At 64.8% G+C, this 25,033-nt stretch carries 23 protein-coding genes, 1 pseudogene and 1 riboswitch; of the genes and pseudogenes, 8 read left to right on the forward strand and 16 right to left on the reverse strand.

What is annotated here, in order from left to right; translation table 11 throughout:
* Positions 1-15 precede the first annotated feature (15 nt).
* The 6 genes from lipA to gcvP form a co-directional block, all read right to left on the reverse strand.
* Positions 16-1,026 carry a lipoyl synthase gene (lipA, locus tag NG701_RS19620; protein ID WP_252570117.1) on the reverse strand — a complete coding sequence of 337 codons (1,011 nt, stop codon included), beginning with the start codon at positions 1,024-1,026 and terminating at the stop codon, positions 16-18.
* A gap of 13 nt (positions 1,027-1,039) precedes the next feature.
* Entirely contained in the window at positions 1,040-2,437 is a 1,398-nt protein-coding gene (locus NG701_RS19625) for an L-serine ammonia-lyase (protein WP_252570119.1), read from the reverse strand.
* Between the two features lie 170 nt (positions 2,438-2,607).
* On the reverse strand, positions 2,608-3,933 hold the full coding sequence (glyA, locus tag NG701_RS19630) for a serine hydroxymethyltransferase (protein ID WP_308291946.1): 1,326 nt from the start codon (positions 3,931-3,933) through the stop codon (positions 2,608-2,610).
* Positions 3,930-4,313 carry a glycine cleavage system protein GcvH gene (gcvH, locus tag NG701_RS19635; protein WP_252570121.1) on the reverse strand — a complete coding sequence of 128 codons (384 nt, stop codon included), beginning with the start codon at positions 4,311-4,313 and terminating at the stop codon, positions 3,930-3,932. The genes glyA and gcvH overlap by 4 nt, the downstream gene beginning before the upstream one ends.
* Before the next feature lie 78 nt (positions 4,314-4,391).
* Complete coding sequence (gcvT, locus tag NG701_RS19640; RefSeq protein WP_252570124.1) at positions 4,392-5,504, reverse strand: glycine cleavage system aminomethyltransferase GcvT; 1,113 nt, start codon at positions 5,502-5,504, stop codon at positions 4,392-4,394.
* A 22-nt stretch (positions 5,505-5,526) separates the two neighbouring features.
* Positions 5,527-8,379, reverse strand: coding sequence for an aminomethyl-transferring glycine dehydrogenase (gcvP, locus tag NG701_RS19645; protein WP_252570126.1), 2,853 nt, complete (start codon positions 8,377-8,379; stop codon positions 5,527-5,529).
* 160 nt (positions 8,380-8,539) lie between these two features.
* Positions 8,540-8,637, reverse strand: a riboswitch (glycine riboswitch).
* A 755-nt stretch (positions 8,638-9,392) separates the two neighbouring features.
* Between gcvP and NG701_RS19650 the strand changes: the two genes are divergently transcribed.
* From NG701_RS19650 to NG701_RS19660, 3 genes are all read left to right on the forward strand, one after another.
* Positions 9,393-10,478 (forward strand): DUF8462 domain-containing protein, encoded by a 1,086-nt coding sequence (locus NG701_RS19650; RefSeq protein WP_252570128.1) that lies wholly within the window; start codon positions 9,393-9,395, stop codon positions 10,476-10,478.
* Positions 10,479-10,593: 115 nt separating this feature from the next.
* A complete protein-coding gene (locus NG701_RS19655; RefSeq protein WP_252570130.1) occupies positions 10,594-11,019 on the forward strand; it encodes a hypothetical protein in 426 nt (141 codons plus the stop codon).
* Positions 10,986-11,732, forward strand: coding sequence for a hypothetical protein (locus NG701_RS19660; RefSeq protein ID WP_252570132.1), 747 nt, complete (start codon positions 10,986-10,988; stop codon positions 11,730-11,732). Before NG701_RS19655 ends, NG701_RS19660 begins: the two co-directional genes overlap by 34 nt.
* Positions 11,733-11,774: 42 nt before the next feature.
* Here NG701_RS19660 and NG701_RS19665 read toward each other — a convergent pair whose 3' ends face one another.
* The 6 genes from NG701_RS19665 to NG701_RS19690 form a co-directional block, all read right to left on the reverse strand.
* Entirely contained in the window at positions 11,775-12,443 is a 669-nt protein-coding gene (locus NG701_RS19665) for a DsbA family protein (RefSeq protein ID WP_252570134.1), read from the reverse strand.
* Positions 12,444-12,644: 201 nt separating this feature from the next.
* Complete coding sequence (locus NG701_RS19670) at positions 12,645-13,412, reverse strand: amino acid ABC transporter ATP-binding protein (RefSeq protein ID WP_058932985.1); 768 nt, start codon at positions 13,410-13,412, stop codon at positions 12,645-12,647.
* A 17-nt stretch (positions 13,413-13,429) separates the two neighbouring features.
* Positions 13,430-14,404 carry an amino acid ABC transporter permease gene (locus NG701_RS19675; RefSeq protein WP_374208717.1) on the reverse strand — a complete coding sequence of 325 codons (975 nt, stop codon included), beginning with the start codon at positions 14,402-14,404 and terminating at the stop codon, positions 13,430-13,432.
* Positions 14,401-15,192, reverse strand: coding sequence for an ABC transporter substrate-binding protein (locus NG701_RS19680; RefSeq protein ID WP_252570136.1), 792 nt, complete (start codon positions 15,190-15,192; stop codon positions 14,401-14,403). Before NG701_RS19680 ends, NG701_RS19675 begins: the two co-directional genes overlap by 4 nt.
* Before the next feature lie 286 nt (positions 15,193-15,478).
* Positions 15,479-16,210, reverse strand: coding sequence for an SDR family NAD(P)-dependent oxidoreductase (locus NG701_RS19685; RefSeq protein WP_308291923.1), 732 nt, complete (start codon positions 16,208-16,210; stop codon positions 15,479-15,481).
* On the reverse strand, positions 16,207-17,613 hold the full coding sequence (locus NG701_RS19690) for a DUF6421 family protein (RefSeq protein ID WP_252570577.1): 1,407 nt from the start codon (positions 17,611-17,613) through the stop codon (positions 16,207-16,209). The genes NG701_RS19685 and NG701_RS19690 overlap by 4 nt, the downstream gene beginning before the upstream one ends.
* A gap of 231 nt (positions 17,614-17,844) precedes the next feature.
* Between NG701_RS19690 and NG701_RS19695 the strand changes: the two genes are divergently transcribed.
* The 3 genes and pseudogenes from NG701_RS19695 to NG701_RS19705 form a co-directional block, all read left to right on the forward strand.
* Positions 17,845-19,074 carry an MFS transporter gene (locus tag NG701_RS19695; RefSeq protein WP_252570138.1) on the forward strand — a complete coding sequence of 410 codons (1,230 nt, stop codon included), beginning with the start codon at positions 17,845-17,847 and terminating at the stop codon, positions 19,072-19,074.
* Positions 19,075-19,078: 4 nt separating this feature from the next.
* Positions 19,079-19,438 carry an ArsR/SmtB family transcription factor gene (locus tag NG701_RS19700; RefSeq protein ID WP_252570139.1) on the forward strand — a complete coding sequence of 120 codons (360 nt, stop codon included), beginning with the start codon at positions 19,079-19,081 and terminating at the stop codon, positions 19,436-19,438.
* Between the two features lie 140 nt (positions 19,439-19,578).
* Positions 19,579-19,948: pseudogene (locus NG701_RS19705) on the forward strand (heavy metal translocating P-type ATPase); the annotation flags it as partial.
* A 639-nt stretch (positions 19,949-20,587) separates the two neighbouring features.
* Here NG701_RS19705 and NG701_RS19710 read toward each other — a convergent pair.
* Complete coding sequence (locus NG701_RS19710; RefSeq protein WP_252570142.1) at positions 20,588-21,286, reverse strand: hypothetical protein; 699 nt, start codon at positions 21,284-21,286, stop codon at positions 20,588-20,590.
* A gap of 201 nt (positions 21,287-21,487) precedes the next feature.
* On the opposite strand from NG701_RS19710, the gene NG701_RS19715 reads away from it, so the two are divergent.
* Positions 21,488-22,129: an arsenate reductase/protein-tyrosine-phosphatase family protein gene (locus tag NG701_RS19715; protein WP_252570144.1), complete on the forward strand. Its 642-nt coding sequence runs from the start codon at positions 21,488-21,490 to the stop codon at positions 22,127-22,129.
* A 21-nt stretch (positions 22,130-22,150) separates the two neighbouring features.
* On the opposite strand, the gene NG701_RS19720 is transcribed toward NG701_RS19715, so the two are convergent.
* A complete protein-coding gene (locus NG701_RS19720) occupies positions 22,151-22,552 on the reverse strand; it encodes a hypothetical protein (RefSeq protein ID WP_252570147.1) in 402 nt (133 codons plus the stop codon).
* A 148-nt stretch (positions 22,553-22,700) separates the two neighbouring features.
* On the opposite strand from NG701_RS19720, the gene NG701_RS19725 reads away from it, so the two are divergent.
* Positions 22,701-23,810: an LCP family protein gene (locus tag NG701_RS19725; RefSeq protein WP_252570149.1), complete on the forward strand. Its 1,110-nt coding sequence runs from the start codon at positions 22,701-22,703 to the stop codon at positions 23,808-23,810.
* A gap of 98 nt (positions 23,811-23,908) precedes the next feature.
* On the opposite strand, the gene NG701_RS19730 is transcribed toward NG701_RS19725, so the two are convergent.
* The gene (locus NG701_RS19730) at positions 23,909-24,106 is read right to left on the reverse strand and encodes a hypothetical protein (RefSeq protein ID WP_252570151.1); all 198 of its coding nucleotides are present in this window, start codon (positions 24,104-24,106) and stop codon (positions 23,909-23,911) included.
* Between the two features lie 146 nt (positions 24,107-24,252).
* The gene (locus NG701_RS19735) at positions 24,253-24,666 is read right to left on the reverse strand and encodes a hypothetical protein (RefSeq protein ID WP_252570154.1); all 414 of its coding nucleotides are present in this window, start codon (positions 24,664-24,666) and stop codon (positions 24,253-24,255) included.
* Between the last annotated feature and the right edge of the window lie 367 nt (positions 24,667-25,033).

The raw sequence follows: 25,033 nt of genomic DNA on the forward strand, positions 1-25,033 counted from the left end.
CCTGATATCGGGCGGTCAGCTGGCGTGGGCTGCCAGCAGTGAGCTGGCTTCCTGGCGGGTGCTGCCGGAGGACTCGATGTGGGCGAGTTCGGCGGGGATTTCCCAGCCCTTCTTGCGCATCGCGGTGGCCCAGAGCCGGCCGGCCCGGTAGGAGGAACGGACCAGCGGCCCGGACATGACCCCGAGGAAACCGATTTCGTTGGCCTCGTCCTGGAGGTCCACGAACTCCTGCGGCTTGACCCAGCGGTCCACCGGCAGGTGCCGCTCGGACGGGCGCAGGTACTGGGTGATGGTGATCAGGTCGCAACCGGCCTCGTGCAGGTCCCGCAGCGCCTCGGAGATCTCCTCGCGGGTCTCGCCCATGCCCAGGATCAGGTTGGACTTGGTCACCATGCCCAGCTTCCGGCCCTGGGTGATGACATCCAGGGAACGGTCGTAGCGGAACGCGGGGCGGATCCGCTTGAAGATCCTGGGTACGGTCTCGACGTTGTGCGCGAAGACCTCAGGCTTGGAATCGCAGATCGCCTCAATGTGCTCGGGCTTGCCGGAGAAGTCAGGGATCAGCAGCTCGACGCCGGTGCCCGGGTTCAGCTCGTGAATCTTCCTCACCGTCTCGGCGTACAGCCACACACCCTCATCGGCCAGGTCATCCCGGGCCACCCCGGTCACGGTGGCGTAGCGCAGCTGCATGGCCAGGACCGAGCGGGCCACCTTCGTGGGCTCAAACATGTCCACCGGGGACGGCTTGCCCGTGTCGATCTGGCAGAAATCACAGCGCCGGGTGCACTCGGAGCCGCCGATCAGGAACGTGGCTTCCTTGTCTTCCCAGCACTCAAAAATGTTCGGGCAGCCGGCCTCCTCACACACCGTGTGCAGGCCTTCCTTCTTGACCAGGTTCTTGAGCTGGACATACTCCGGACCCATCTGGACCTTCGCCTTGATCCACTCCGGCTTCCGCTCCACAGGTACTGCAGAGTTGCGCTGCTCAACGCGCAGCAGCTTCCGGCCTTCTGGTGCCAGTGTCATCAGTTCTCTTCCCTTAGCATTCCACTACGTTGACGGCGAGTCCGCCCATGGCTGTTTCCTTGTACTTGGAGCTCATGTCCCTGCCGGTCTCGCGCATGGTCACGATCACCTCATCCAGGGACACCCGGTGTGTACCGTCCCCCCACAGGGCCATCTTCGCGGCGTTGATGGCCTTCGCCGCCGCGATCGCGTTGCGCTCGATGCACGGCACCTGGACCAGCCCGCCGATCGGATCGCACGTCAGGCCGAGGTTGTGTTCCATCGCGATCTCCGCGGCGTTTTCCACCTGCTGGGGTGTCCCGCCCATGACCTCGGCGAGGGCACCGGCCGCCATGGACGACGCCGATCCCACCTCGCCCTGGCAGCCCACCTCGGCACCCGAAATGGACGCCTGTTCCTTGTACAGCACCCCGATGGCACCGGCCGTGAGCAGGAACTTGACGACGACGTCGTCGCGGTCTTCCTGCGTGGCTTTGTCCATGCCGGGTGCGAAATGCAGTGCGTAGTACAGGACTGCCGGGATGATGCCCGCAGCGCCGTTGGTGGGTGCTGTGACCACCCGGCCGCCGGACGCGTTCTCCTCGTTCACTGCCAGGGCGATGAGGTTCACCCATTCCTGCCAGTACTTCGCGTCCCGGTCCTTGTCCTCCTTCTCCAGCCGCTCATGCCAGTCGGGAGCACGACGGCGGACCTTCAGTCCGCCGGGCAGCAGCCCCTCGCGCTTGAGGCTGGTTGCCACACACTCCTCCATGACGGAGTAGATGTGCAGCAGGCCTTCGCGGATCTCCGCCTCCGACCGGGAGGCCAGCTCATTGACGAACATCACCTCGCCGATGGACAGGCCCTTGGACTGGCACCGGCCCAGCAGCTCCGCGGCGGTGCGGAACGGCAGCGGCAGCTCCTTCTTGGACTCGTCGAGTTCCTTCAGGGCCGCGTCCTCTTCGCCTTCGCGGACAATGAAACCGCCGCCCACGGAGAAGAACGTGGCCTTGTGCAGAGTTTCGCCTGCCTCGTCAGTGACGGTGAAGGTCATGCCGTTGGTGTGCCGCGGAAGTACGGTCAGCGGGCGCAGGACCATGTCCTTGACGCCGTAGGGCAGGGGCACGGAACCGGCGAGCTGGAGGGTGCCGGTTTCGGCGATGGCGGCGAGCCGCTCCTCCACCTCGGCCGGCAGGATCTTTTCGGGGTGGAAACCCTCCAGGCCCAGCAGGATGGCCGTCATGGTGCCGTGGCCGTGGCCCGTTGCCGCCAGCGACCCGTACAGGTCCACCCGCAGCCCCGCCACCTTGTCCAGGCTGCCGGAGCCCGTGAGCTCCTCGGCAAACACTGCGGCAGCGCGCATCGGCCCCACAGTGTGAGAGCTCGACGGCCCGATCCCGACGGAGAACAAATCAAAGACTCCAACGGCCATGTGCGTTTCCTAACTAAGTAATTTACTAATGATCGAGCCGGGCATCCTGTGCATTCTGTCGCACGCCCGGGCTCCCCCACAGGGCCGGCGGGCCGGGGTTTTCGAAAGCGTGCGTCAAAGCGACGAAGGAGCAGCACGCGTGAAAACTCCGGCTCGCCGGGCCGGCGCCACTACGCGAGGTTGGCGACAGACGGGTACAGCGGGTGGGCAGCGGCGAGAGCCTCGACCCGGTGACGCAGGCCCGAAAGGTCCGCGTCGGCGTCGGCAATCAATGCCTCGGCGATGATGTCCGCAACTTCATGGAAGGCTGCCTCGCCGAAACCACGGGTGGCCAGCGCGGGGGTGCCGATCCGGAGGCCGGAGGTGACCATCGGAGGGCGCGGGTCGAACGGCACGGCGTTGCGGTTGACGGTGATGTCAATCGCGGCGAGGCGGTCCTCGGCCTGCTGGCCGTCCAGCTCGCAGTTGCGCAGGTCAACGAGGACCAGGTGGACGTCGGTGCCGCCGGAGATCACGTTGATGCCCTTGGCGGTGACGTCCGGCTGGACCAGGCGGTCGGCCAGGATGCTGGCGCCGGCGAGGACGCGCTCCTGGCGTTCCTTGAACTCCGGCGTGGCTGCGATCTTGAAGGCCACGGCCTTGCCGGCGATGACGTGCTCCAGCGGGCCGCCCTGCTGTCCGGGGAAGACAGCCGAGTTGATCTTCTTGGCGATCGCGGCGTCGTTGGAGAGGATGATGCCGCCGCGCGGACCGGCGAGGGTCTTGTGCGTGGTGGACGTGGTGACGTGGGCGTGCGGCACAGGGCTCGGGTGCAGGCCGGCTGCCACCAGACCGGCGAAGTGCGCCATGTCCACCATCAGGAAGGCACCCACCAGATCAGCGATCCGGCGGAATTCTGCGAAGTCCAGCTGGCGGGCGTAGGCCGACCAGCCGGCGACGATCAGCTGCGGCTTGTGCTCCAGCGCCAGGCGCTCCACCTCGGCCATGTCAATGGTATGGGTGTCTTCGCGGACCTGGTAAGGGACCACGTTATAGAGCTTGCCGGAGAAGTTGATCTTCATGCCGTGGGTCAGGTGGCCGCCGTGGGCCAGGTTCAGGCCCATGATGGTATCGCCCGGCTTGATCAGCGCGTGCATGACCGAGGCGTTCGCCTGGGCACCGGAGTGCGGCTGCACGTTGGCGAACTCGGCGCCGAACAGGGCCTTGACCCGGTCGATGGCCAGCTGCTCGATGACGTCCACGTGCTCGCAGCCACCGTAGTAGCGCTTGCCCGGGTAGCCCTCGGCGTACTTGTTGGTCAGGACCGAGCCCTGCGCCTGCATCACGGCAACGGCGGTGTGGTTCTCGGACGCGATCATTTCCAGGCCGTTACGCTGGCGGCCCAGTTCGTCGTCGATCTTGACGGCGATCTCCGGGTCCAGCACCGACAGGTCGGTGTCCAGGCTCGCGGAGACTACCTGTTCAAAGACGGCGGTTCCTGCTGCAGCGGCGCTCACAGTTCGCCACCGTTTACTTCCGCGTATTCCTGGGCGGACAGCAGCGGGCCCTCGGACTCAACGGTGACCTTGAACAGCCAGCCGGCACCGTACGGATCAGAGTTGATCAGTGCAGGATCGCCGACGGCGTCGTCGTTGATCTCTGTGACCTCGCCCGTCACCGGTGAGTACAGGTCAGAAACGGACTTGGTGGACTCGATCTCGCCACAGGTCTCCCCCGCGGTCACAGTGGAGCCAACCTCCGGCAGGTCCACGTAGACGATGTCGCCCAGCGCCTCAGCGGCAACAGCGGACACGCCAACAACGGACGGCCCAGAGCCATCAGTGGAGATCCACTCGTGCTCGGCGGAGTACTTCAGTTCAGCGGCAACCTTAGCCATGTGTGTTTCCTTAAGTTTGGAGTGCAACAAGTGAGAGAGCGTTGGCCCAAACACCGCATCAAGTGAGAGAGCGTTGGGCTATTTCTGGCGCTTGTAGAACGGCAGGGCGACAACCTCGAAAGGCTCTGCCTTGCCGCGCAGATCGATGTCCAGGGCGGTGCCAATCTCGGCGTGCTCGACGTCGACATAGGCCATCGCCACCGGGTAGCCGAGGGTGGGGCTGGGCTGGCCGGAGGTGACTTCGCCAACCACGGCGCCATCCTTGAGCACCGGATAGTGCCCGCGGCCGGCGCGACGGCCCAGTCCCTTCAAGCCAACCAGCTTACGCTTTGATCCGGCTTCCTTGGCAGCTTCCAGGGCGGAGCGGCCCACGAAGTCGCCTTCCTTGCTCTTGAGCGCCACAACGCCACCCAGGCCGGCGTCGAACGGTGACCCTTCGAGGGAAAGCTCGTTGCCGTACAGCGGCATGCCCGCTTCGAGGCGGAGCGAATCGCGTGAGGCGAGGCCGCACGGGACAATGCCGAACTCGGCCCCCGCTTCGGCGACGGACGCCCACAGGGAGGCGGCGCCGTCGTTCGCTACAAAGAGCTCGAAGCCGTCCTCGCCGGTGTAACCGGTGCGGGCCAGGATGACGTTGTGGCCGGCCACGGTGAGCTCGTTGAACGCGTAGTACTTCAGGTCGGTGACCAGTGCGTGCTGGGCCTCAGCGGTCAGCTTGAGCAGGATGGCCTCGGCCTTGGGACCCTGGACCGCGATCAGCGAGGTGATTGCGGAGGCGTCCTCCACCTTTACATTGAAAGCCGCGGCGCGTTCGGCCAGGGCGACGGCGACGGTGGGGGCGTTGCCCGCGTTGGGGACCACGAGGTACTTCTCGTCGCCGAAGCGGTACACGATGAGGTCATCGATGATGCCGCCGTCGGCGTTGCAGATGAGCGAGTACTTGGCCTTGCCGTCCGCGATGGCGGAGAGCTTGCCCACGAGTGCGTAGTCCAGGAACGCGCCGGCTTCCAGGCCGGAGACCCAGACTTCGCCCATGTGGGAGAGGTCGAACAGGCCGGCAGCATTGCGCACCGCGTGGTGCTCGGCCAGCTCGGAGCTGTACTTCAGGGGCATCTGCCAGCCACCGAAATCGGTGAAGGAAGCGCCGAGTTTCTTGTGCTCTTCGTAGAGAGCGGTGTAGTTCTCAGTCATTGTGAAAGCCTTTCACACGAAACTAGTTCGCGAATTCTTCGATGGGCGGGCAGGAGCAGATCAGGTTGCGGTCCCCTGCTGCGCCGTCGATGCGGCCGACGGGCGGGAAGTACTTGTCCTGCTTGAGGTGGTGGACCGGGAAGGCGGCCTGCTCACGCGGGTACTCGCGGGTCCAGTCGGAAGATACGACGGCGGACGCGGTGTGGGGTGCATGGCGCAGCGGGCTGTTCTCCACGCTGAAGTCGCCGTTGGCCACCTGGTCGATTTCCTTCCGGATGGTGATCATCGCGTCGATGAACCGGTCGATCTCCACCAGGTCCTCGGACTCGGTGGGCTCCACCATCAGCGTGCCGGCAACCGGGAAAGCCAGGGTGGGGGCGTGGAAACCGTAGTCGATCAGGCGCTTGGCCACATCCTCCGCGGTGACGCCGGTCCTGGCCGACAGGTCACGCAGGTCAAGGATGCACTCGTGCGCCACGAGACCGCCTTCGCCCGTGTAGAGGACCGGGAAGAACTCGTTCAGGCGGGCCGCAACGTAATTGGCCGCGAGCAGCGCCGACTTGGTCGCCTCGGTCAGGCCTTCTGCGCCCATGAGCTTCACATACGCCCAGGAGATCGGCAGGACGCCGGCGGACCCGAAGTTGGATGCACTGATGGCCACGCCGTGGCCGGCTTCGTGCGCCGCCTTGTTGGCGTCGCCGGGCATAAACGGCGCGAGGTGCGCCTTCGCTGCGACCGGGCCAACGCCGGGGCCGCCGCCGCCGTGGGGGATGCAGAAGGTCTTGTGCAGGTTCAGGTGCGAGACGTCGCCGCCGAACTTGCCCGGCTGCGCGAGACCCACGAGGGCGTTGAGGTTGGCGCCGTCCACGTAGACCTGGCCGCCGGCGGCGTGCACGGCGTCGCAGATTTCGGTGACGTCGGCGTCGTAGACGCCGTGGGTGGAGGGGTAGGTGATCATGATGGCCGAGAGGACGTCCTTGTTGGCCTCGATCTTGGCATTCAGGTCCGCGTGGTCGATGCTGCCGTCCGCGGCGGTGGCGACCACAACGACCTTCATGCCGGCCAGGACGGCGGAGGCGGCGTTGGTGCCGTGCGCCGAAGCCGGGATCAGGCAGACGGTGCGCTGGTCATCGCCGCGGGACAGGTGGTAGCCGCGGATCGCCAGCAGGCCAGCGAGCTCGCCCTGGGAACCGGCGTTCGGCTGGAGGGACACCTGGTCGTAACCGGTGATTTCCGCGAGGTCATTCTCCAGCCCGCTGATCAGTTCGCGCCAGCCCACGGTCTGGGAGTCCGGGGCGAACGGGTGGATGGAGGCGAACTCCGGCCAGGAAATGGCTTCCATCTCTGCCGTGGCGTTCAGCTTCATGGTGCAGGAACCCAGCGGAATCATGGTCCGGTCCAGCGCCAGATCCCGATCCGAAAGCCTGCGGATGTAACGCAGCAGCTGGGTCTCGGAACGGTGCGTGTTGAACACCGGGTGCTGCAGGTACTCGGAGGTGCGGAGCACCGATTCGGGCAGTTCAAAGCCCTTCGCGTCCACCACCGGACCGGCACCGAAGGCGACGGCGATGGCGGAGAGGACATCCGTCGTCGTGGTTTCATCAGCGGAGACGCCGATGGTGTCCTCATCGATGTGGCGCAGGTTGATGCCGCGCGCTTCGGCGGCGGCGATGACCTTGGCGGCCTTGCCCGGGACGCGGACCGTGACGGTGTCGAAGAAGGTCTCGGTGACCAGTTCGCGGCCGGCGACCTTCAGCGTAGTTGCCAGGGTGCGGGCGTTGTGGTGGACCTGCTCGGCGATGGCCTTGAGTCCGTCGGGGCCGTGGTAGACGGCGTAGAAGGAGGAGACGATGGCCAGCAGTGCCTGCGCGGTGCAGATGTTGGACGTGGCCTTCTCACGGCGGATGTGCTGCTCACGGGTCTGCAGCGCCAGACGGTACGCGGGGGTCCCGGCGTCGTCCTTGGACACCCCGACGAGGCGGCCCGGCATGGACCGCTCCAGGCCCTTCGCCACCGCCATGTAGGCCGCGTGCGGGCCGCCGAAGAACAGCGGCACCCCAAATCGCTGGGTGGAGCCGACGGCGATGTCCGCGCCCTGCTCCCCGGGAGGGGTGATCAGCGTCAGCGCCAGCAGGTCGGCGGCGACCGTGACGAGGGCGCCGCGCTCCTTGGCTGCCGCGATCACGTCGGCGTGGTTGAAGACGCGGCCGGACACGCCCGGCTGCTGCAGGACAATCCCGTTGATGACGCCGTCGGGCAGCCCCATCGACAGGTCAGCGACCTCCACCTCGAAACCGAGAGCCTCGGCGCGGCCCTTCACGATCGCGATGGTCTGCGGCAGACAGTCGGCATCCAGGACCGTCTTGCCGTCCCGGGCCTCTTTGTTCTTGTTGGCCCGGCGCATCATCAGCACGGCCTCGGCCACCGCGGTTGCTTCATCCAGCAGCGACGCGTTCGCGATCGGCAGGCCCACCAGGTCCTGGACCATGGTCTGGAAGTTCAGCAAAGCCTCAAGCCGGCCCTGGGAAATCTCCGGCTGGTACGGGGTGTACGCGGTGTACCAGGCCGGGGCCTCGAGGATGTTCCGGCGGATGACCGCGGGCGTCACGGTGTCGTAGTAGCCCTGGCCGATCATCTGCACAGCCGTCTTGTTCTTCGCCGCGAGCTTCCGCAGCTCGGCAAGAACCTCAACCTCGCTGAGGGCGTCCTCGAGGGCCAGCGGCTTGGCCTGGCGGATGGAGTCGGGGACGGCAACGTCCACGAGGCCGTCAACGCTGTCATAGCCGACGGCCTTGAGCATGGTGTCAATATCGGCCTGGCGGCGCGCACCAATATGCCGATCGGCAAAGGTGGAAGGGGACGACTGGATGGTCATGAAGGAACTCCATAATTCAGGTGGCGCGCTGGGTACGCCACATTGATTCGGGTTCCTCCCCGCTCTGTATGGGACCTGAGAGTTTCCGCGCCCACCCGCTTTCGCAGGGTGACGCTTGCACCGTCGGTGAGCCCGTTGCCGGACTGCTTTCCAGAGTTGCCTAACCGCGGCGGTACGTGGGCCTGAGAGATTCCCGGAGAGGATTTGCTCCTACGGCGCCTGCTGAACGTACCGGCAGGACTCTCCCGCCGCAGATCAAAAGCTTGTGCCACTTTGTCCGTGACACGTCTCACAGATTAGCCGGATTCTGGATTGCTTGCAAGATGTCCGCCGGCTCCGGCGCCACATGACCATCGATTGCTCCGTAACGGCCCTTTTGAGGAGCCATAAGGGCCGTTACGGAGCAATCGATGAGAAATCGTTCAGGCTGGACGTTTGCCGCAGGTCGCTTGCGCCGGTTCGGGGCCGGTCAAAGTCAGGACGTTGGTTTCCAGATGTCCAGCTCAGCCCAGTGGGCGGGAAATCCCATGCTCACGTTCGGGGAGATGAGTTGACCCGTCTGGCGTTCGAAGCTCGATGTCGAGCTTTCTGACCTGAGTCTTGAAGGTCAAATGCCAGCCAGAGCCGCTCGTGTGTGACCGGAGCATGAACGCCAGGGTGGCCGCATAGATATAGAGCCTTTGATGCGGTTTGGGCGTGGCTGTGAAGCCTGGCTCGAGCAGGTGTGCAAGCAAGTCACCATCTGTCTTGTGTGCCTTGAGCGAGAGCGCTCGTTTGAAAGCTCGGTTGAAGAGACGAGAGCCGTGCGCGCACGCGTTTCGAAAATCGACCATCATGCGAAGTACCGCACCAAAGGGTCGAGGATGGACGAACCCGAACATGCGGGCCACCGGCAACTCGTCATCGTCACCAGCCCCTAACGTCGGCTCAGCAGCCGAGTAGCCTGGACTGCTAAGCTGGCCAAAGTTTCACCAGTTTCACCACTTTCACCAGGTTTCACCCGGAGGCCGTCTGTGCAGAATCCTTTCAAGCCCACCGCCGGAGCCACGCCTCCGGACCTAATCGGCCGATCCGGGCTCCTGGACGAGTTCGAATACGGCCTGCAACAGGGATCGGGGGCTCCGGGGCTGCTCACGATCATTACGGGATCCAGGGGCATCGGCAAGACCGTAATGCTCGGCGCTGCGGAGGCGATCGCCAGAGATCACGGTTGGGCCGTGATCTCCCGGACGGCCAATCCTGGATTCCTGGCAAAGATCGGCGACGACATGCTCCGCCTTGCCGACGAGTTCGGAGACGGTCCGCCAACGCGGAAGATCACGGCTTTCTCCGCCGCAGGGTTCGGGTTGACCACGCAACTCCCGCAGGAACGCTTTCCGGATTGGCGGCGGACCGGCGAGGAACTCCTGCGACTGCTGGACGCGAAACGAACGGGCCTGGTCATCACTATTGACGAGATCCATGCCGTCGACCGGACAGAAATCTCGCAGTTGGCTGCCGACGTCCAACACTTCATTCGCGACGGCCTGCCGATCGGCCTGATCTTCGCCGGCCTCCCCTCGGCCGTGTCCGATCTGCTCAACGAAGGTGTAGCCACCTTCCTGCGGCGGGCCGACAGGATCAACCTGCACGAAGCGGCCGTCGCCGAAGTCACCGCCTCCTACCAGGAACTTTTCAGCGAAGGAGGCATCGGCGTCTCCCCGGAGCTGATCAGCGAGGCGGCGGCGGCCACAGAGGGCTACCCGTTCCTTATTCAGCTCGTCGGCTATTACCTCTGGATGGAGGCTGGTAAGTCGGGCTGGACGTTGGATGAGAGCGCGGTCCGCGCTGCCATCGCAGCCGCGCTTCGACGAAACACCCTGGTTGTTGTCGAATCGGCGCTTTCGGACATCTCCGACAAGGACCGAGAGTTCCTCGATGCGATGGCCCAGCAGGATGGCCCTTCGTCAGCTGCCCAGATCGGGAACATCATCAATTCCAAACCCAATCTGGTCTCCAAGTACCGGAACAGGCTCATCGCAGCCGGGCTGATCGAGTCTGCCGGCTACGGGAAGGTCGACTTTGCCATCCCCGGACTGCGCCAACACCTTCGAGGGTAGAGCCGTCCGCGGCCTATCACGTGAAGAATCATCCTGATCTCGATGCCTCAGAGACGGCTGCGCCATGTCGGCGCAGCCGTCGCCTGAGCGGGTGGTGATCAGCGGGTGTGGTGCGATGCCTGAAGCTCAAACACCGCGCCGTTCCATGGCTCTGGGCATCAATCCCGAGCAGCACAGTCCCGCGCATCTGCATGATGTGTCCGAGGCCCGTTCTTTGGGCGCCGACCACCGTTTGGCGTCCGTGGTTCCGGCGTTGTCCCAGCTGCTCGCCGATGAGTCCGCAGCCGGCCGTCACCTGCTGATCGTCACCGACCATAAGGGGGAGGTGCTGTGGCGGGTCGGCAGCGGGTCAGCGTTGCGGCAGGCGGACTTGCTGGAGTTCGTTGAAGGTGCCGACTGGTCCGAGTCCGGCATCGGCACCAACGCCATCAGCGAGGCGCTTATTACCGGGGGCCCGGCCCAGCTGTTTTCGGCCGAGCAGCTGGTGCGCACACACCACGACTGGGCATGCTGGATGTTTCGGGGCCGATCGACACCGTGACGCCGGACAGCCTGCGGATGGTGCGCTGCGGCGTGCGGCTCGCCGAGGAACTGTTGCGGACCGCGGGCCCGACGGCGGCACTGAGTCCGCGCGCCGCCGTCGGGCATTCCCGTCCCAGCACCGCCTCCACGCTGTTCCTACGGCTGCTCGGCGACAAGCCGACAGCAGAGCTCGACGGCAACCGTGGCGTTCACATCACGCTGCCCCGCGCCGAAATACTGGCGTTGCTGGCTTCGCGAACGCAGGGCTGGAGCGCCGAAGAGCTGGCCTACCAGCTGCACGGCGAGGACGGAGCGGCCGCGACAATTCGGACGGAAATGCACCGGATTCGTGCGGTGCTGGGTGCCGTGGTCGAGCCCAATCCGTACCGTTTTGCCGCTGGCGTGACTGTGGTGTCCGACGCCGACGCTGTGGCCGGGTACTTGCGGGCCGGCCGCCTCGGCGAAGCGTTGGCAGCGTACCCGGCCCGCCTGCTCAACCGCTCGACGAACCTGGCGGTTGAGCTCATGCGTGACGAATTGAATGAGGCTGTTGCGGCCTCGGTCCGTTCAAGCGGAGACGCCGACCTGATCTCACGCTGGTGCGCCAGCGATATGGGCTCGGGCGACATGGCCGCCGCTTCCGTGTTGGCACGATTGACCGGTCCGGGGGACGCGCGTTTCCAGTTGGTGCGGGCCCGCATGGAACGGATTGATCGGGAGTTGCGGGCTTAAGTTTGGCGCCACCCCCGATGTTGCACGGCACTAACCACAGCCCTACCGGGCGGCGTCGTCGAGCAACTGCCGGAACTGGGCTTCGGTGTTGAGGACGAGTTTTTCGCCGTTCAGGAAGAACGTCGGGGTGCCGGTAACACCGAGGGCTTTTCCGTCCGCGATGTCCCGGCGGATCCGTTCCTTGGTGTCCTCGGCGGCAACATCCTGATCGAACCGGGCCATGTCGAGGCCGAGGCCTTCCGCGTAGGTCCGGAAGAGGGCGGCCTGGGAGTCCTGCTTTTCGCCCCACTCGGGCTGGGTCGCGAAAAGCTTCGTGACCATCGGTTCGTAGTGGCCCTGACGCGCGGCGGCCTCGACAGCGAGCGCTGCCGTGCCGGAGTTCAGGTGTCCGGGCAGGGGGAAGTAGCGCTGGACGAAGGTGATCCGGTCCCCGTAGTCCTCCTTCAGCTCCGTCACCAAAGGCTCGGCGGCGCGGCAGGCCTCGCACTCGAAGTCCAGAAACTCAACCAGCTGGGCTTTCTCGGCCGGTGGGCTGGTGAGCCGGTGGCTGTCTTCCCTCACCACCTGGGAATCTGCGGACGCCGGGGGCACGGGCGTGGCAGGTTTGTTTGCGGCAAACACGGCGAACCAGATCACGCCCCCAGCCACAAGGACCGCCAGAATGGTCCAGATAGCTGCTCGGACGTTGCGCGCGACAGTAACGGCACTCATCAGCCAGTGTTCCCCCTCAGCTCAGAACCCACTACCTCGATCATAGCCAGAGCGCCACCGCGCCGGAGTCTTTGACCTGCGGCTACTCCGATTCGCGCTACGCGTCGCCGAGGCATGGCTCGAGTGATCCGGCCGTGGACCAATGCCGGTCCGGGCATGATCCGCTTCGCACATCACGCCCGGACCGCGTGGGTTGAGCCGTCAGAGAACTTTGGAGAGGAACTCCTGGGTGCGGGCCTGCTGCGGGTTGGCGATGATGTCACGCGGGTTGCCGCTTTCGACGACGACGCCGCCGTCCATGAACGTCAGGGTGTCTCCGACCTCGCGCGCGAAGCCGATCTCGTGGGTCACCACGATCATGGTCATGCCGGACTTGGCCAGGTCCTTCATCACACTGAGCACTTCGCCCACGAGTTCCGGGTCCAGGGCCGAGGTCGGCTCGTCGAAGAGCATCAGTTCCGGTTCCATGGCCAGTGCACGGGCAATGGCCACGCGCTGCTGCTGGCCGCCCGAGAGCTGCGCGGGATAGTGGTTGGCGTGGTTGCCGAGACCGACACGGTCCAGAAGTTCCATCGCTCGTGATCTAGCCTTCACCTTGGATTGCCGCTTGACTTGGGTGGGCGCCTCGATAATGTTCTGCAGCGCCGTACGGTGCGGGAAGAGGTTGAAGCGCTGGAAGACCATGCCGATCTCCCGACGCTGGGCGGCGATCTCTTTGATGGTGAGGTCATGCAGGCGGCCGCGGGTCTCGCGGTAGCCGATCAGTTCTTCGCGGACGTGGATCCGGCCGGCGCTGATGGTTTCCAGCATGTTGATGCAGCGCAGCAACGTGGACTTCCCGGACCCGGACGGCCCGATCAGCACGGAAACCTCACCCTGCCGGACCGTCATGTCGATCCCGCGGAGCACATGGTGCTCTCCGAAGTACTTGTGGACCCCGTCAATCCGGACGAGGGTCTCCTTCGTCATGAGGTCGTTGGTGATGGTCACGGTAGCTCATCCTCTTGTTTGGGTGCTTTGGCTGCTTTGGCTGCGGCGGCCGCCGGGGTCGGCTTGACCGGGGCAGGGACGATGTTGTCCACGCCCTTTCCGAAGTGGCGCTCAACGTAGTACTGGCCCACCATCAGGATGCTGGTGATCACCAGGTACCAGAGGGCGGCCACGATCAGCAACGGAATGGGCAGGTAGCTGCGGTTGGCGATGCCGTTGGTTGCGAATGTCAGGTCCAGGGTGAACGGCACCGCGAGCACCAGCGAGGTGGTCTTGAGCATCCCGATGGTCTCATTGCCGGTGGGTGGCACGATGACGCGCATGGCCTGCGGCAGAATGATCCGCCACATGATTTTGGACTTGCGCATCCCCAGGGCCTCGGCGGCTTCCATCTGGCCGGAGTCGACGGACTTCAGGCCGGCGCGGAAAATCTCGGCCAGATAGGCTGACTCGTTCAGCCCCAGTCCCAGGATCGCTGCCATGAAGGCGGTGATCACGTCCTGGGTGCTGAAGCTGAACAGTTCCGGTCCGAACGGAATCCCCAGGGCGATCTTGGGATAAAGAACAGAAATGAGTCCCCAGAACACCAGCTGGGTGTAGACCGGTGTGCCGCGGAAGAACCAGACCCAGGTCCAGCTCACGCCGCGGAACAGGGGATTGTCCGACTGGCGCATGAAGGCCAGGAGAATGGCCAGCACGATGGCGATCACCATCGAGAGGACTGTCAGCAACAGCGTCCAGCCGATGCCCTGGATGACGAGCACGTCCATGAAATAGGTGCCGACGATGTCCCAGCGGAAATTGGTATTGGTGACCAGGCTCTGGCCCAGCAGCGCGGCGAACAGCAGGATGAGGACGGCGCCGGCCCAGCGGCCTGGATGGCGGACCGGAACGGCGTCGATCAGTTCCGGTTTCCGGTGCGCGGCACCGGTCCTGCGGTCGGTGATATCAGTGGGTGCGAGGGTGCTCAATTGCCTACCGCCGGGTTCACTTCAGACTTCGTGACGGCGCCCTTGGTGTTGCTCCAGGTGTCCAGGATTTTCCCGTAGGTCCCGTCGCTGATGAGTTTGTTCATGACGTTTTTCATGAGCTCGGACAGGGCGGTGTCGCTCTTGGCGACCGCGATACCTTGCGGTGCCGCAGCGTAAACATCGCCCAGGGCCTCCAGCTTGCCGCCGGTCTGCGAGAGGGCATAGCCGATGATGGGGGAATCGGCGGCCATTGCGTCGATGCTGCCGTTCACCAGACGGGTGGTCACATCTGTCTGCGTTTTCAAAGTGACGACGTTGACGCCCGGTTTTCCGGCATCCGCGCATGCCTTGGACCGGCCGGAGACGTCGGGGTCCTCTTGGGTGGTGCCGGTCTGCACCCCCACGGTTTTGCCGCAGATGTCATCGACGCTGAACTTCTTCGGGTTGCCCTTCTGGACGGCCCACAACGTGCCGGCATTGAAGTAGCTGACCATGTTGACGGCCTTCAGACGCTCCGCGTTGATGGTGAAGGAGGAGATTCCCAGATCGTACTTGGCACCGAGAGCGGGCAGGATTCCCGTGAATTCCGATGTCTGGACCCTGACCTTCAGGCCGAGGGTCGCCCCGATGGCCTTGGCGAAATCCACGTTGTAGCCCACCGGGGTCTGGCCATCGGCGCCGCCCAGGGATTCGGCAGGTGCGTACGTTGTGTCGGCACCCACCGTGAGGGTGCCCTTGCTCCTGATGGCCTCAGGGACGCTCGCGGCGAGGGCATCGTCCCTGGCCACAGAGGCGGGATCAAAGCCAGTGGAACCCGGGGCAGCTCCCCCCGAGGTCTGTGATGCATTGGTGCAACCGGTCAGAGAAAGAAGGCCGATGGCGAGACTCGCCAGTGCCTTTGTCCTCTTGGACGGAGAAAACGACATTGTTTACCTCTTGGTTGGTGTGGCCCATGAATGGGATTGTTTTCTGACTGACTGACTGACTGCCTGCACGCAGGTCGGCGTGCGGGCGCGCCTGTACTGGCGCTTGGTCGATCTCCCTACCTGCTTCCGGGTCGGGATAGGTGAAAGATCAGACCAGGGGTAGGCGGAATCCGTTGAGTTCGGCAGCGGACCTGCTGAACAGGGCGGCCGAAGCGGCTCCGAGATCCTTCACATGGGTGAATCCCGGGAATTTGCGGTCGGGCTGGGAGGCCTTCATCTTGTCGTCGACGAGGGCCTTGACCACGAACACGACGGCAGCTGACCGCTGCGGCTGCCGGTGGTCCGTGCTGCCGGATTGTGAGCTGCGGAAGCCGTCGGCCACCGCCAGAGTCCAGGCCTCGGAAGCGGCCTTGATCGCTGCGTAGGCGGCACCACCTGCTGAGGGATTGGCAGCTGCCTGGGCAGACACGATGGCCAGTCGTCCCGCCGGGGACTTTTCAAGGTCGTCGTAGAAGGCGCGGCTGGTGTTTCGCAGTGTCGTCAGGACGCTGGTGTGCAGAAAGTCCCAGTCGGAGTCCTCCTGCCCCGGTATGCCGTCGCCGCCGCGCCAGCCGCCCACCAGGTGGATCAGGCCATCGAGGGGTCCAAGGTCCCGGCGGACCGAGGACGCCAGTTCCCCGACGGCCGCGGGTTCTGCGAGGTTGCAGGTGTAGCCGGTGACGTTGGGCCAGGACTGTGCGAGGTTTTGCACGCGTTCAGTGTCCAGGTCCACGGCGGCGACGCGGAATCCGGCGCCGCTGAGGGCCGATACGACGGCGGTCCCGGCCTCGCTGGTGGAGCCGGCCACCATGACCGTCCTGGGTCCGTCGGGAGCCATCATGCCGCGTCCTTGCGGCTGTTGCCGCCGTTGGGCTCGCCGGTGATTCCGGCCGTGGATTCGATGACGTTTCTCATCTTTTTCTCCAGTGCTTCGTAGAACATTGAAAGTGGGAACTCGTCATCAAGCACCTGGTCGGTCAGGCCCCGAGGAGGGCCGTTAAGGACCAGCGCCTCGGGCCCCTTGGCCCAGAGGGATGCGGGGTTCGGGGTGACTGTCGCGCTGATGAATTCATAGGCCGCAAGCCAGTGAGCGGTTTTCGGGCGGTCAATTGAACGCCAGTACAGCTCCTCGATCCGCTTGCCAAGTTCGATAACTACTTCGGGCGCTTCCGACCAGTCGATGGACAGTTTCGAGTCCGTCCAATGAAGCACCTTGTGCTGGTGCATCCAGGCGAAAAGGAGCTGACCGCCAAGGCCGTCGTAATTACGGACCCGGTTTCCTGTCATCGCGAACCGGAAAATCCGGTCGAAGATAACGGCATACTGGACGAGTTTCGCGTGGTTTCGCGCCTCCGGCGGCGCGTTCTCATCCCTCTCGATACGGACGGATTCACGGAATGCCGTCAGATCGCACCGCAACTCTTCCAGGGTGTAGAGAAAGAACGGCATCCTCTGCTTGATCATGAACGGATCAAACGGCAGATCCCCGCGCATGTGCGTCCTGTCATGGATCAGATCCCACATCACGAAGGTTTCCAAGGCCAGCTGAGGGTCTTCAAGCAGCCGCCGCGCTCCGTCGGGGAGAGTGAGGGACGTGATGTCGCTGGCTGCGGCCACCACCCTCCGGAACCGCTCAGCCTCGCGATCCGCGAAAATACCACCCCAGGTGAACTGCGGGGTTTCACGAACGGCTACGCTCTCGGGAAACAACACGGCCGAGTTCGTGTCATAGCCTGGTGTGAAGTCGATGAAGCGGATGGGTACGAACAACTGGTTCGAATACTCTGCACCTTCGAGTTCAGCGATGAACTCCGGCCACACTACTTCGAACAGCACGGCCTCCACGAAGCGGTTCGGGCTGCCGTTCTGCGTATACATAGGGAAGACCACCAGATGCGGCAGTCCGTCGATTCGGTGCTGTTGTGGCTGGAATGCGAGCAGAGAATCCAGGAAGTCCGGGACCCCGAACGAGGAAGCAGCCCACCGCTCGAAGTCAACTTCGAGCCGGGCCAGATACTCCGCATCGTGCGGGAACGAGGGGGCCAAATCCCTGATTGAAGCCGTGATCGTGGCGACCTCGTACAGGGCGCGGTCATGGTCCCCCGGATCAGGTATCGAGCCGTCCTTCACCTGGATCTGCTGCAGTTCTCCGGCGGCCCGTTTCAGCTCGGTCCAGGACGAGTTTGAGGCAAGCAGGGCCCCTAGTGAGGAGCGGGATACGTTTTGTGCTTTTGTTGCTGTCATTGCTACGGCGTCCTTCCTTCTCTGTGACCCGCGTAACACTAGTGAACAGAAAGACATCTTTATCTAAAAACAGGAGCACAGTAAGCAAGTCTTAGCCTAGGTTTGGAAAATAGGGCTGGTGACCAAGAATCTCCCGTGCACCCGTTCGAGGTTGGCCCTGCAGGCATTGGGTTTTAGCCGTCTACAATAGGTGCATAAGTACGCACATATTGTTTCGATTGAGGGATCCTAATGATCGAAGTTCTGGCCGTCCGCGCCTACCGGCAGCTCTTCTCAGCCCAGATTGTTGCGTTGCTGGGGACCGGCTTGCTGACTGTGGCCCTCGGACTGCTGGCGTTCGACCTTGCAGGAGCACAGGCCGGGGCCGTGCTCGGGACAGCGCTGACCATAAAGATGCTGGCCTACGTCTTCGTCGCGCCCGTCATGGCGGCACTGGTCGAACGGCTGCCAAAAAAGCCGGTCCTGGTGGCCGCGGACCTGACCCGGGGAGGCATCGCACTGATGCTCCCCGCGGTGGATCAGGCCTGGCAAATCTATATGCTGGTCTTTGTCCTTCAGAGCGCCTCCGCTACGTTCACGCCCGCCTTCCAGTCCCTGATCCCGGTGGTGCTTCCCGATGAACGGCAGTACACGCGGGCCTTGTCACTCTCCCGCCTCGCCTATGACCTGGAATCCCTGATCAGTCCGGCCCTGGCCGCAGCACTCCTGTCCGTACTTACCTTCCACGAACTTTTCCTCGGCACCGTGGCAGGCTTTATGTTCTCAGCGGCACTCGTGATGACCACCAGACTGCCAGCCACACCGGAACCCCGTCAGGAAGGATCACTCTGGCGGCGGACCACGCTCGGGGCACGGATCTTTGCGAAGACGCCGGAACTGCGCGGCCTCCTCGCATTGAATCTGGCCGTGGCCGCCGCAACAGCCCTGGTGCTGGTCAACACGGTGGTCTACGCCCGGGACCTGTTCGCAGGATCCAACGCCGACGTCGCCATCGCCCTGGCCTGTTACGGCGCCGGCTCGATGGCCGCCGCGCTGAGTGCACCCAGGGCGCTGGACCGAATCACGGACCGTTCGTTGATGATGTCCGGAGCCGCGCTTCTTGGCCTTGGCCTCGCCGGCACGTTTGTGCTGCTGGCCACTGCCGGGCCGTGGCTCGTGCTGCTGGGGCTCTGGGTTGCCCTGGGGGCCGGGACCTCGATGATCAGCACCCCGTCGGCCCGGCTGCTGCGCCGCTCCGCGACGGAAAGCACCCGGTCCTACATCTTCACCGCCCAGTTCTCCCTCTCGCACGCGTGCTTCATCGTCACCTACCCGGTAGCCGGCTGGATCGGCGCCTCCGCTGGCCAGCCCGCGGCCGCAGCCGTCCTGGCTATGGTGGCTATGATCAGTACAGCAGCGGCCCTGAAATTCTGGCCGACTGCCTCCAGGACCGGCGCAGAACCGGCCAGTAGGAAGGGGTGATCCGGTGGCAGAGGCCCAGGCCGTCAACACACCGAGCCTTCACCACCCCCGGCTCCCCGATGCCCGCCGGCTGGATGCCGCGACCGCCACGTTCCGCATGCTGTCCGATCCCACCCGCCTGCACGTGCTCTGGCTCCTGACGCAGGAACCGGCCGACGTCACCACACTGGTGGATCGCACCGGGGCCTCCCGGACCTCCGTCAGCCAGCACCTGGCCAAACTCCGCTTCAGCGGCCTCGTCAGCACGCAAAAGGTCAGCCGCAGGGTGGTCTACAGCATCGCGGACGGCCACCTGGCCCGGCTTGTCCTGGAAGGCCTGAACCACGCCGACCACACCGTCACCGGGGAACCCAGCCACGGCTGACCGTCCTGGCGGTAAGGCGAGCGCACGGCCGCCCGCTCCCCCAAAGCTGTGGGCATTAGCACATTGCAGAATATACCCATGGGGGTATTCTTTGGGTGTTGCCAGTGAAGTGGTTTGTCCAGGCCCGTGCAATTCCGGCCGCCGCCGGCGCGGGCATCATCACCTCCATCGTCTGGACGCTGCTGGGCAGCGTCCCGGAGGCCGTCACCCGCACCGTCACCGTCTTGGTGATCGCGTGCCCGCACGCCCTGGACCTGGCCATCCCGCTGGTCATCGCGATCTCCGCCGAACAGGCTGCCCGGGCCGGGGTGCCGATCAAGAACCGGATGGCCCTGGAACGTATGTGGACCATCGACGTCGTCCTCTTCGAGAAGACCGGTACCCTGACCACGGGCGAACCGGACCTGAAGGACATCGCCGCCGTTTGCAGGGGAAGATACTGACCGCATGCTGGCCCTGGCTGCCGCAGTGGAATCCGACAGTGAACACCCCGTCGCACGGGCCATCGTCGGACGGGAACAAACAGTCGCTACGTTCTTGATTCTCGCGATCGCGGGGCTGTCGGCCACCGATGCCGCGCTGGTCCGGGCAGCGTATCTCGGGATGAACGTCATCGGCTGGATAGTCATCTTTCCGCTAAGTGTGGCTTCGCTGCTCTCCGGAATAGTCCAGGCCCTCGGGACCGCTTGGGGCCTCTTCCGGCATTACTGGGTCCTGATCAAACTCCTGATCACGTCGTTGGCGAGTGTCCTGCTGCTCGTGCATCTGCAGCCAGTGACCCGGATGGCGGAGATCGCGTCAGCCTCGAACCTTGGATCCATGAACATGACAGGGATAAGGATCCAACTCGTCGCCGACGCCGGCGCAGCTCTGATCGCGCTGCTGGTAGCCACAGTGCTGTCTGTCTATAAGCCGCGTGGCCTCACCCGCTACGGGCAGGCCCGCACGGAAAGGCAACAAATACCCGCGCGGCCGGCCTGACGTTGAAGAAGTCCGGATCCGTGCCGGCGCCGAACGTCAGGCACCAGGAAAGGCCGGTCCGCACTCCGCGGGCCGGCCCTACCTGCTGCTGTTCATTGCCGCCTTCAGGCCAAGCAGGGCACTGGGGTTTCAGCCTTGCTGGGGCCCGCAGGGCGGGGAAGTGCGCGCTTAGCGCAGGACGCCGCAGGCGGCGGGGTCAGTGGCCTCTGCCGGGAGGTTCGGGTCAAGCTCACTGGCACCTTCAGGATCGCTGAAGTTGTAGGTTCCGTTGCCGTCGTAGTCCTGCCCGTGAATCACCAGGACGCCCTCGCCTTCGCGGACGGAGTCAGCGATCTGCTTGGCGGTACCGAGCCCGCCGGCACCCGGGTAGCCGGTCCCGGCTACATCAGTAAATTCGATGTTGTCCCGGCTGTAGTCATAGCTGCCGTCCTGGGAGACGGGGAACCGGGAAACGTCCAGGAAACTGGCGGGGGTGGTGTCACCGGTGGTGTTGAGCGAGACCACAACCGGACCGTAGGCCGGAACACCCTCGACAGTATTCAGCCGTCCGTCACCGTTGCTGTCCAGCGCCAGCGTGGGGCACTCGTTCAGGGCCTGGTTGCCGTAATGGATGTGCTGGGCGTGCGGGGCATCAGGCGTCAACCCGGTGGCGTGGACCTCGATGTGCTGGATCTTCTGGTTGCGGACAACAGCAGTGGCTGTGCCCGCAGCCCCGGAGCCGTTAAGCTCCGTGAGGGTGGCTCTCAGCGTGACCGTCTTCTCCGCGGACTTTGGGCTCTGGGCCATTACCGGCATGGCACCCAGCGACGCAGCCGCAAGCAGTGCCACACCGGCACCACCAAAAACTAACTTTGTATTCCGTTTCACGATTCACTCCTTGGTCGGCGACCACAGGGGAATCCCGGTGGTCAAGTGTGATTCGTACCACCATGCCTCCAAGGATGGGTCTTCACTCGAAAAATCACGACGGCGGCATCCGGTGCTGGGGGCGTCGGCACCCGCACGTGTTAAGTTGAAAGACACGACGGGCCGCACCGGTCCGGCGCATCGGCTGGAAAGAGAAGTTCCGTGGAATCCCCCGCATCTGCCCCCGCACCCGTGAGGATCCTGACGGTCTGCACCGGCAACATCTGCCGCTCCCCCGTGGCTGAACGGCTGCTGCAGGCCGGGCTGGACCAGGTGAGGCCGGGCGGATTTGAGGTCACCAGCGCCGGAACCCGGGCCATGGTGGGCGATCCGATGCAGCCGCTGTCCGGCGACATTGTGCGCACTTTTGGCGGGAACCCGGACGGTTTCGTCTCGCGGCAGCTGACCAGCAAGATCCTGCGCGGCGTGGACCTGGTGCTCACCATGACCTCCGGCCACCGCGGCGAAGTGCTCCAGCTGGACGCCTCCCTACTCAAGCGCACCTTCACCATCCGCGAGTTCGCCCGGATGCTCGACGTCCTGGACGAGCGTGCGGACATTGCCGCAAACGTTCCGGTAGCGGACGACGGCGGCAGTCCCCTCAGTGCCAACACCGCCTTCTGGCGGGGGCTGCCAGCGCGCGCCGCGTCCGTCCGGCACCTGTCACTGCCGGCGGATTCTTCCGAAAACGACATCATCGACCCCTACCGGCGCAGCCCCGAGATCTACCGCCAGATGGAGGACGAACTGGCCCCTGCCATCGTTTCCATCCTGCGGCACGCGCGCCTGAACACTCCCGCCTAAACGCTCCCGGGCAAGCCGGCGCTAGCGAGGGGCCGGCGCCGCCTCGGGAGTAACTTCACGCACTTCCACGAACGTGCCGTCTGCCTTCAGCCCCAAGGCAAGATGAGCCCGGCGCACCAAATGCCGGTGAAGAAAGCCGTACACGGCGTAGAGCACGAAGGATATGGCGCCGATCAGCAGCCCCATGTCGCTTACCGCGCGGTACCAGTAGTAGCCCGGGTGGCCAAAGGCAATGTCCCCTGCAACCAGGGGGAACAGCACACCTGCCAGAAACAGCAGGCTGGCCAGGAATGGGATGAAGAGCAGCCCCTGGACCGTATTCAGCCGCTTGCCCATTCGCTTGTAACGCTCGTACTGCTTCTCCCAGGCCGCCCGGCTGGTGACAAGCAGAACCGGCTTCGTATTTTCCATCAGATCCCCCACAGATATCCCGTTTCTGACCAAGAGCCTAGTGCGCCCCGCACTGCGGGGCTTTCCACTGAACCCGGCGCGCCGCCGTCGTACGTTACAGCATGGAAACGACACGCCCCGCGATGTAGCCGTAATCGGTTCCGAGGGCGGACACTAAGTCATGGTGAGCACCCCAAGCGGTCCTGATCCAATCGGCCCGGCCCCTTCCGGCCCCGAGCCTGCTGCGCCTGCCGCGCTGAAACGGCACCGCGTGATCGCGGCGGTGCTGTCGCTGGTACTGGTGGCCGTCGTCGCCGTGTCCGCCCTGCTGTTCAGCCGCCCTGCCGCGGAAGTTGCAGCCCCGGCGCCCATCATCACGGACACCGCCACCCCCACTCCTTCGGAGACGACACCGCCACCGCCACCGGCGCCGGCCCCTCCCCCGCCGCCCGAACCCATCGCGGAACTCCCCGCGGCGCCCATGAACATCCTGGTGATCGGCAGCGACAGCCGCGCCAATGCCAGGGAGCAGGCGGCCGTCACCGCAGCCACGGGCGAATCGCAGGACCACCGCGCCGACACTCTCATGCTGGTCCACATCCCGGCCGACCGCCGCAGCGTGCACGTGGTCTCCCTCATGCGGGACCTGTACGTGAGCATCCCCGACTACGGCTTCGCCAAGATCAACGACAGCCTGCAGGTGGGCGGCATCCCGCTGGCCACGCGGACGGTGGAGTCCCTGATGGGGACCCACATCGACCACACCCTCATGCTGGACTTCCACGGTTTCAAGACGCTCACTGACGGGCTGGGCGGAATTGACGTGAACGTCACCGTGCCGTTCCAGTCCACTCACGAAACGCAGCACGTCTTCACACCGGGGGTGAACCACCTCGACGGCCAGGCGGCACTGGAATTCGTCCGCGAGCGCTACGCCTTCGTCGACGGCGACTTCCAGCGGGTCCGGAACCAGCAGACGTTCCTCCGCGCCATCCTCGCCCGGCTCACCAGCGACGGCGCCCTGCACGACGTGACTGCGGTGCGGGCCCTGGTGAATTTCGCATCCGGCTACCTCACCGTGGACCAGGGCTTTGATCCTGTGGGCGTGGCGGTCCTGGCATACGCGATGCGCGGCATCGACCCCAACGCCGTTGTTTCGCTCACGTTGCCGACAGCCGGGGTGGGCACGGCACCAGGAGGGGCGTCGGTGGTGTTCCCGGACTATGGCGGGATCGCCCAGGTGGCGGCTGCCATGCGCGAAGGCCGGCTGCCCGAGTACGCGGGCGGGTAGTACGCGGGAGGGTATGCATCCGGGGACTGAGCGCCGGGCTCCAGCGGGAACTAAGCGGAACGGCCCCCGGCTATGCCGGGGGCCGTTCCATTGGTGACTTAGCTCCGGGTGGGGTCCGGGCGCAGCGGTGCCGGTCCCGGATCCGGGACTGGCAGCGGGCCGGGAGGTTCCGGCGTCGGGATGGGGCTGGGCCTGTCCGGTCCCGGGTGGCCGGGATGGGTGGGGTCCGGGTTAAAGGGGTCCGGGCCTGGTTCCGGCGGGAACGGCTCTGGTTCGTGCACTGGCGGGATGGTCATGGAACTTCCCCTCTCACGCTGGGCGGGTACGCCTTTGCGTGATCAGGATACGCCTGCCCGCCCACCAACGCTCTCTCACTTCCTGCAGAAATTTCCCGAACGCTCTCTCAATCCCTGCAGTGAGTGCGTTCTTGATTGGCCTGCTTCTAGGCCGGACGGCGCAGTCGGACCGGGCGGGAAACCGGCGCTTTGACTGCTTGGCCGGCTTCCCGCATCAGTGGGACGGCGAAGGTCACCACCAGGCGCGCATCGGCGTCGTCGGTGGACCTGATGGTCAGGCTCCTGGTGCCGGGCGGGACGGACGGGGTGAATACCTGCAGGTTCCGGGAGCCTATTCTGGCTGAATCCCGCAAGGTGTAGAGCGTGCCCCAATGGTCTTCGATGGCAATTTCCGGGATGGCCCTCCCGGCAGCGGATTCCACGTGGATGTTGGCCACCAGGCACGTGCTCCAGACTTCGACGGAGAGCACCGTGAACTCAGCTCCCCGTGTCAGGTGCAGGCCGTACGTGGGCGGCAGGAGCACCTTCCGGAGGATGCCTTTCGGAATTAGGTTTCGCATCATCGCCCCCAAAAGTTACTAAGAGTGCTTACAATTACCCCGCGATAATGACGCCCTGTCAAGGTCCCGCTCCGCGTTCTGTGGCAACCCGCAAAAGCACGGCCAGGCAAGCCACAACAGCAAGCCAAGGGGCGCCAAAAAGTGGCCCCCGGCGAGGCCGGGGGCCACCGTATCGGAAGGGTCGCCCGCAGACTGCCGATGCGCTATCTGGCGCTGTGGCGTGCCGAAACGGCTAACCGCCCTAAGAGGCAGATGAAAAAGAACGCGTCCGGATCCTCCCGGTAATGCCGTTCTAGCACCCGGCGGAGGATGGTTCAAGGGGTTCCGGCCGGTAACTTAGCGGCCCGTCCGACTGGCGGCTCCGTTG

Origin of the sequence: Pseudarthrobacter cellobiosi, from assembly GCF_023913815.1 — a bacterium.
GTDB lineage: Bacteria > Actinomycetota > Actinomycetes > Actinomycetales > Micrococcaceae > Arthrobacter > Arthrobacter cellobiosi.

Coding starts and splice junctions, on each gene's coding strand:
- lipA (WP_252570117.1), bottom strand. CDS start 1,026: ATGACACTGGCACCAGAAGGCCGGAAGCTGCTGCGCGTTGAGCAGCGC.
- NG701_RS19625 (WP_252570119.1), bottom strand. CDS start 2,437: ATGGCCGTTGGAGTCTTTGATTTGTTCTCCGTCGGGATCGGGCCGTCG.
- gcvH (WP_252570121.1), bottom strand. CDS start 4,313: ATGGCTAAGGTTGCCGCTGAACTGAAGTACTCCGCCGAGCACGAGTGG.
- gcvT (WP_252570124.1), bottom strand. CDS start 5,504: ATGACTGAGAACTACACCGCTCTCTACGAAGAGCACAAGAAACTCGGC.
- gcvP (WP_252570126.1), bottom strand. CDS start 8,379: ATGACCATCCAGTCGTCCCCTTCCACCTTTGCCGATCGGCATATTGGT.
- NG701_RS19655 (WP_252570130.1), top strand. CDS start 10,594: ATGCCTGAAGCTCAAACACCGCGCCGTTCCATGGCTCTGGGCATCAAT.
- NG701_RS19660 (WP_252570132.1), top strand. CDS start 10,986: ATGCTGGATGTTTCGGGGCCGATCGACACCGTGACGCCGGACAGCCTG.
- NG701_RS19665 (WP_252570134.1), bottom strand. CDS start 12,443: ATGAGTGCCGTTACTGTCGCGCGCAACGTCCGAGCAGCTATCTGGACC.
- NG701_RS19670 (WP_058932985.1), bottom strand. CDS start 13,412: ATGACGAAGGAGACCCTCGTCCGGATTGACGGGGTCCACAAGTACTTC.
- NG701_RS19685 (WP_308291923.1), bottom strand. CDS start 16,210: ATGATGGCTCCCGACGGACCCAGGACGGTCATGGTGGCCGGCTCCACC.
- NG701_RS19690 (WP_252570577.1), bottom strand. CDS start 17,613: ATGACAGCAACAAAAGCACAAAACGTATCCCGCTCCTCACTAGGGGCC.
- NG701_RS19695 (WP_252570138.1), top strand. CDS start 17,845: ATGATCGAAGTTCTGGCCGTCCGCGCCTACCGGCAGCTCTTCTCAGCC.
- NG701_RS19725 (WP_252570149.1), top strand. CDS start 22,701: ATGGTGAGCACCCCAAGCGGTCCTGATCCAATCGGCCCGGCCCCTTCC.
- NG701_RS19730 (WP_252570151.1), bottom strand. CDS start 24,106: ATGACCATCCCGCCAGTGCACGAACCAGAGCCGTTCCCGCCGGAACCA.
- NG701_RS19735 (WP_252570154.1), bottom strand. CDS start 24,666: ATGCGAAACCTAATTCCGAAAGGCATCCTCCGGAAGGTGCTCCTGCCG.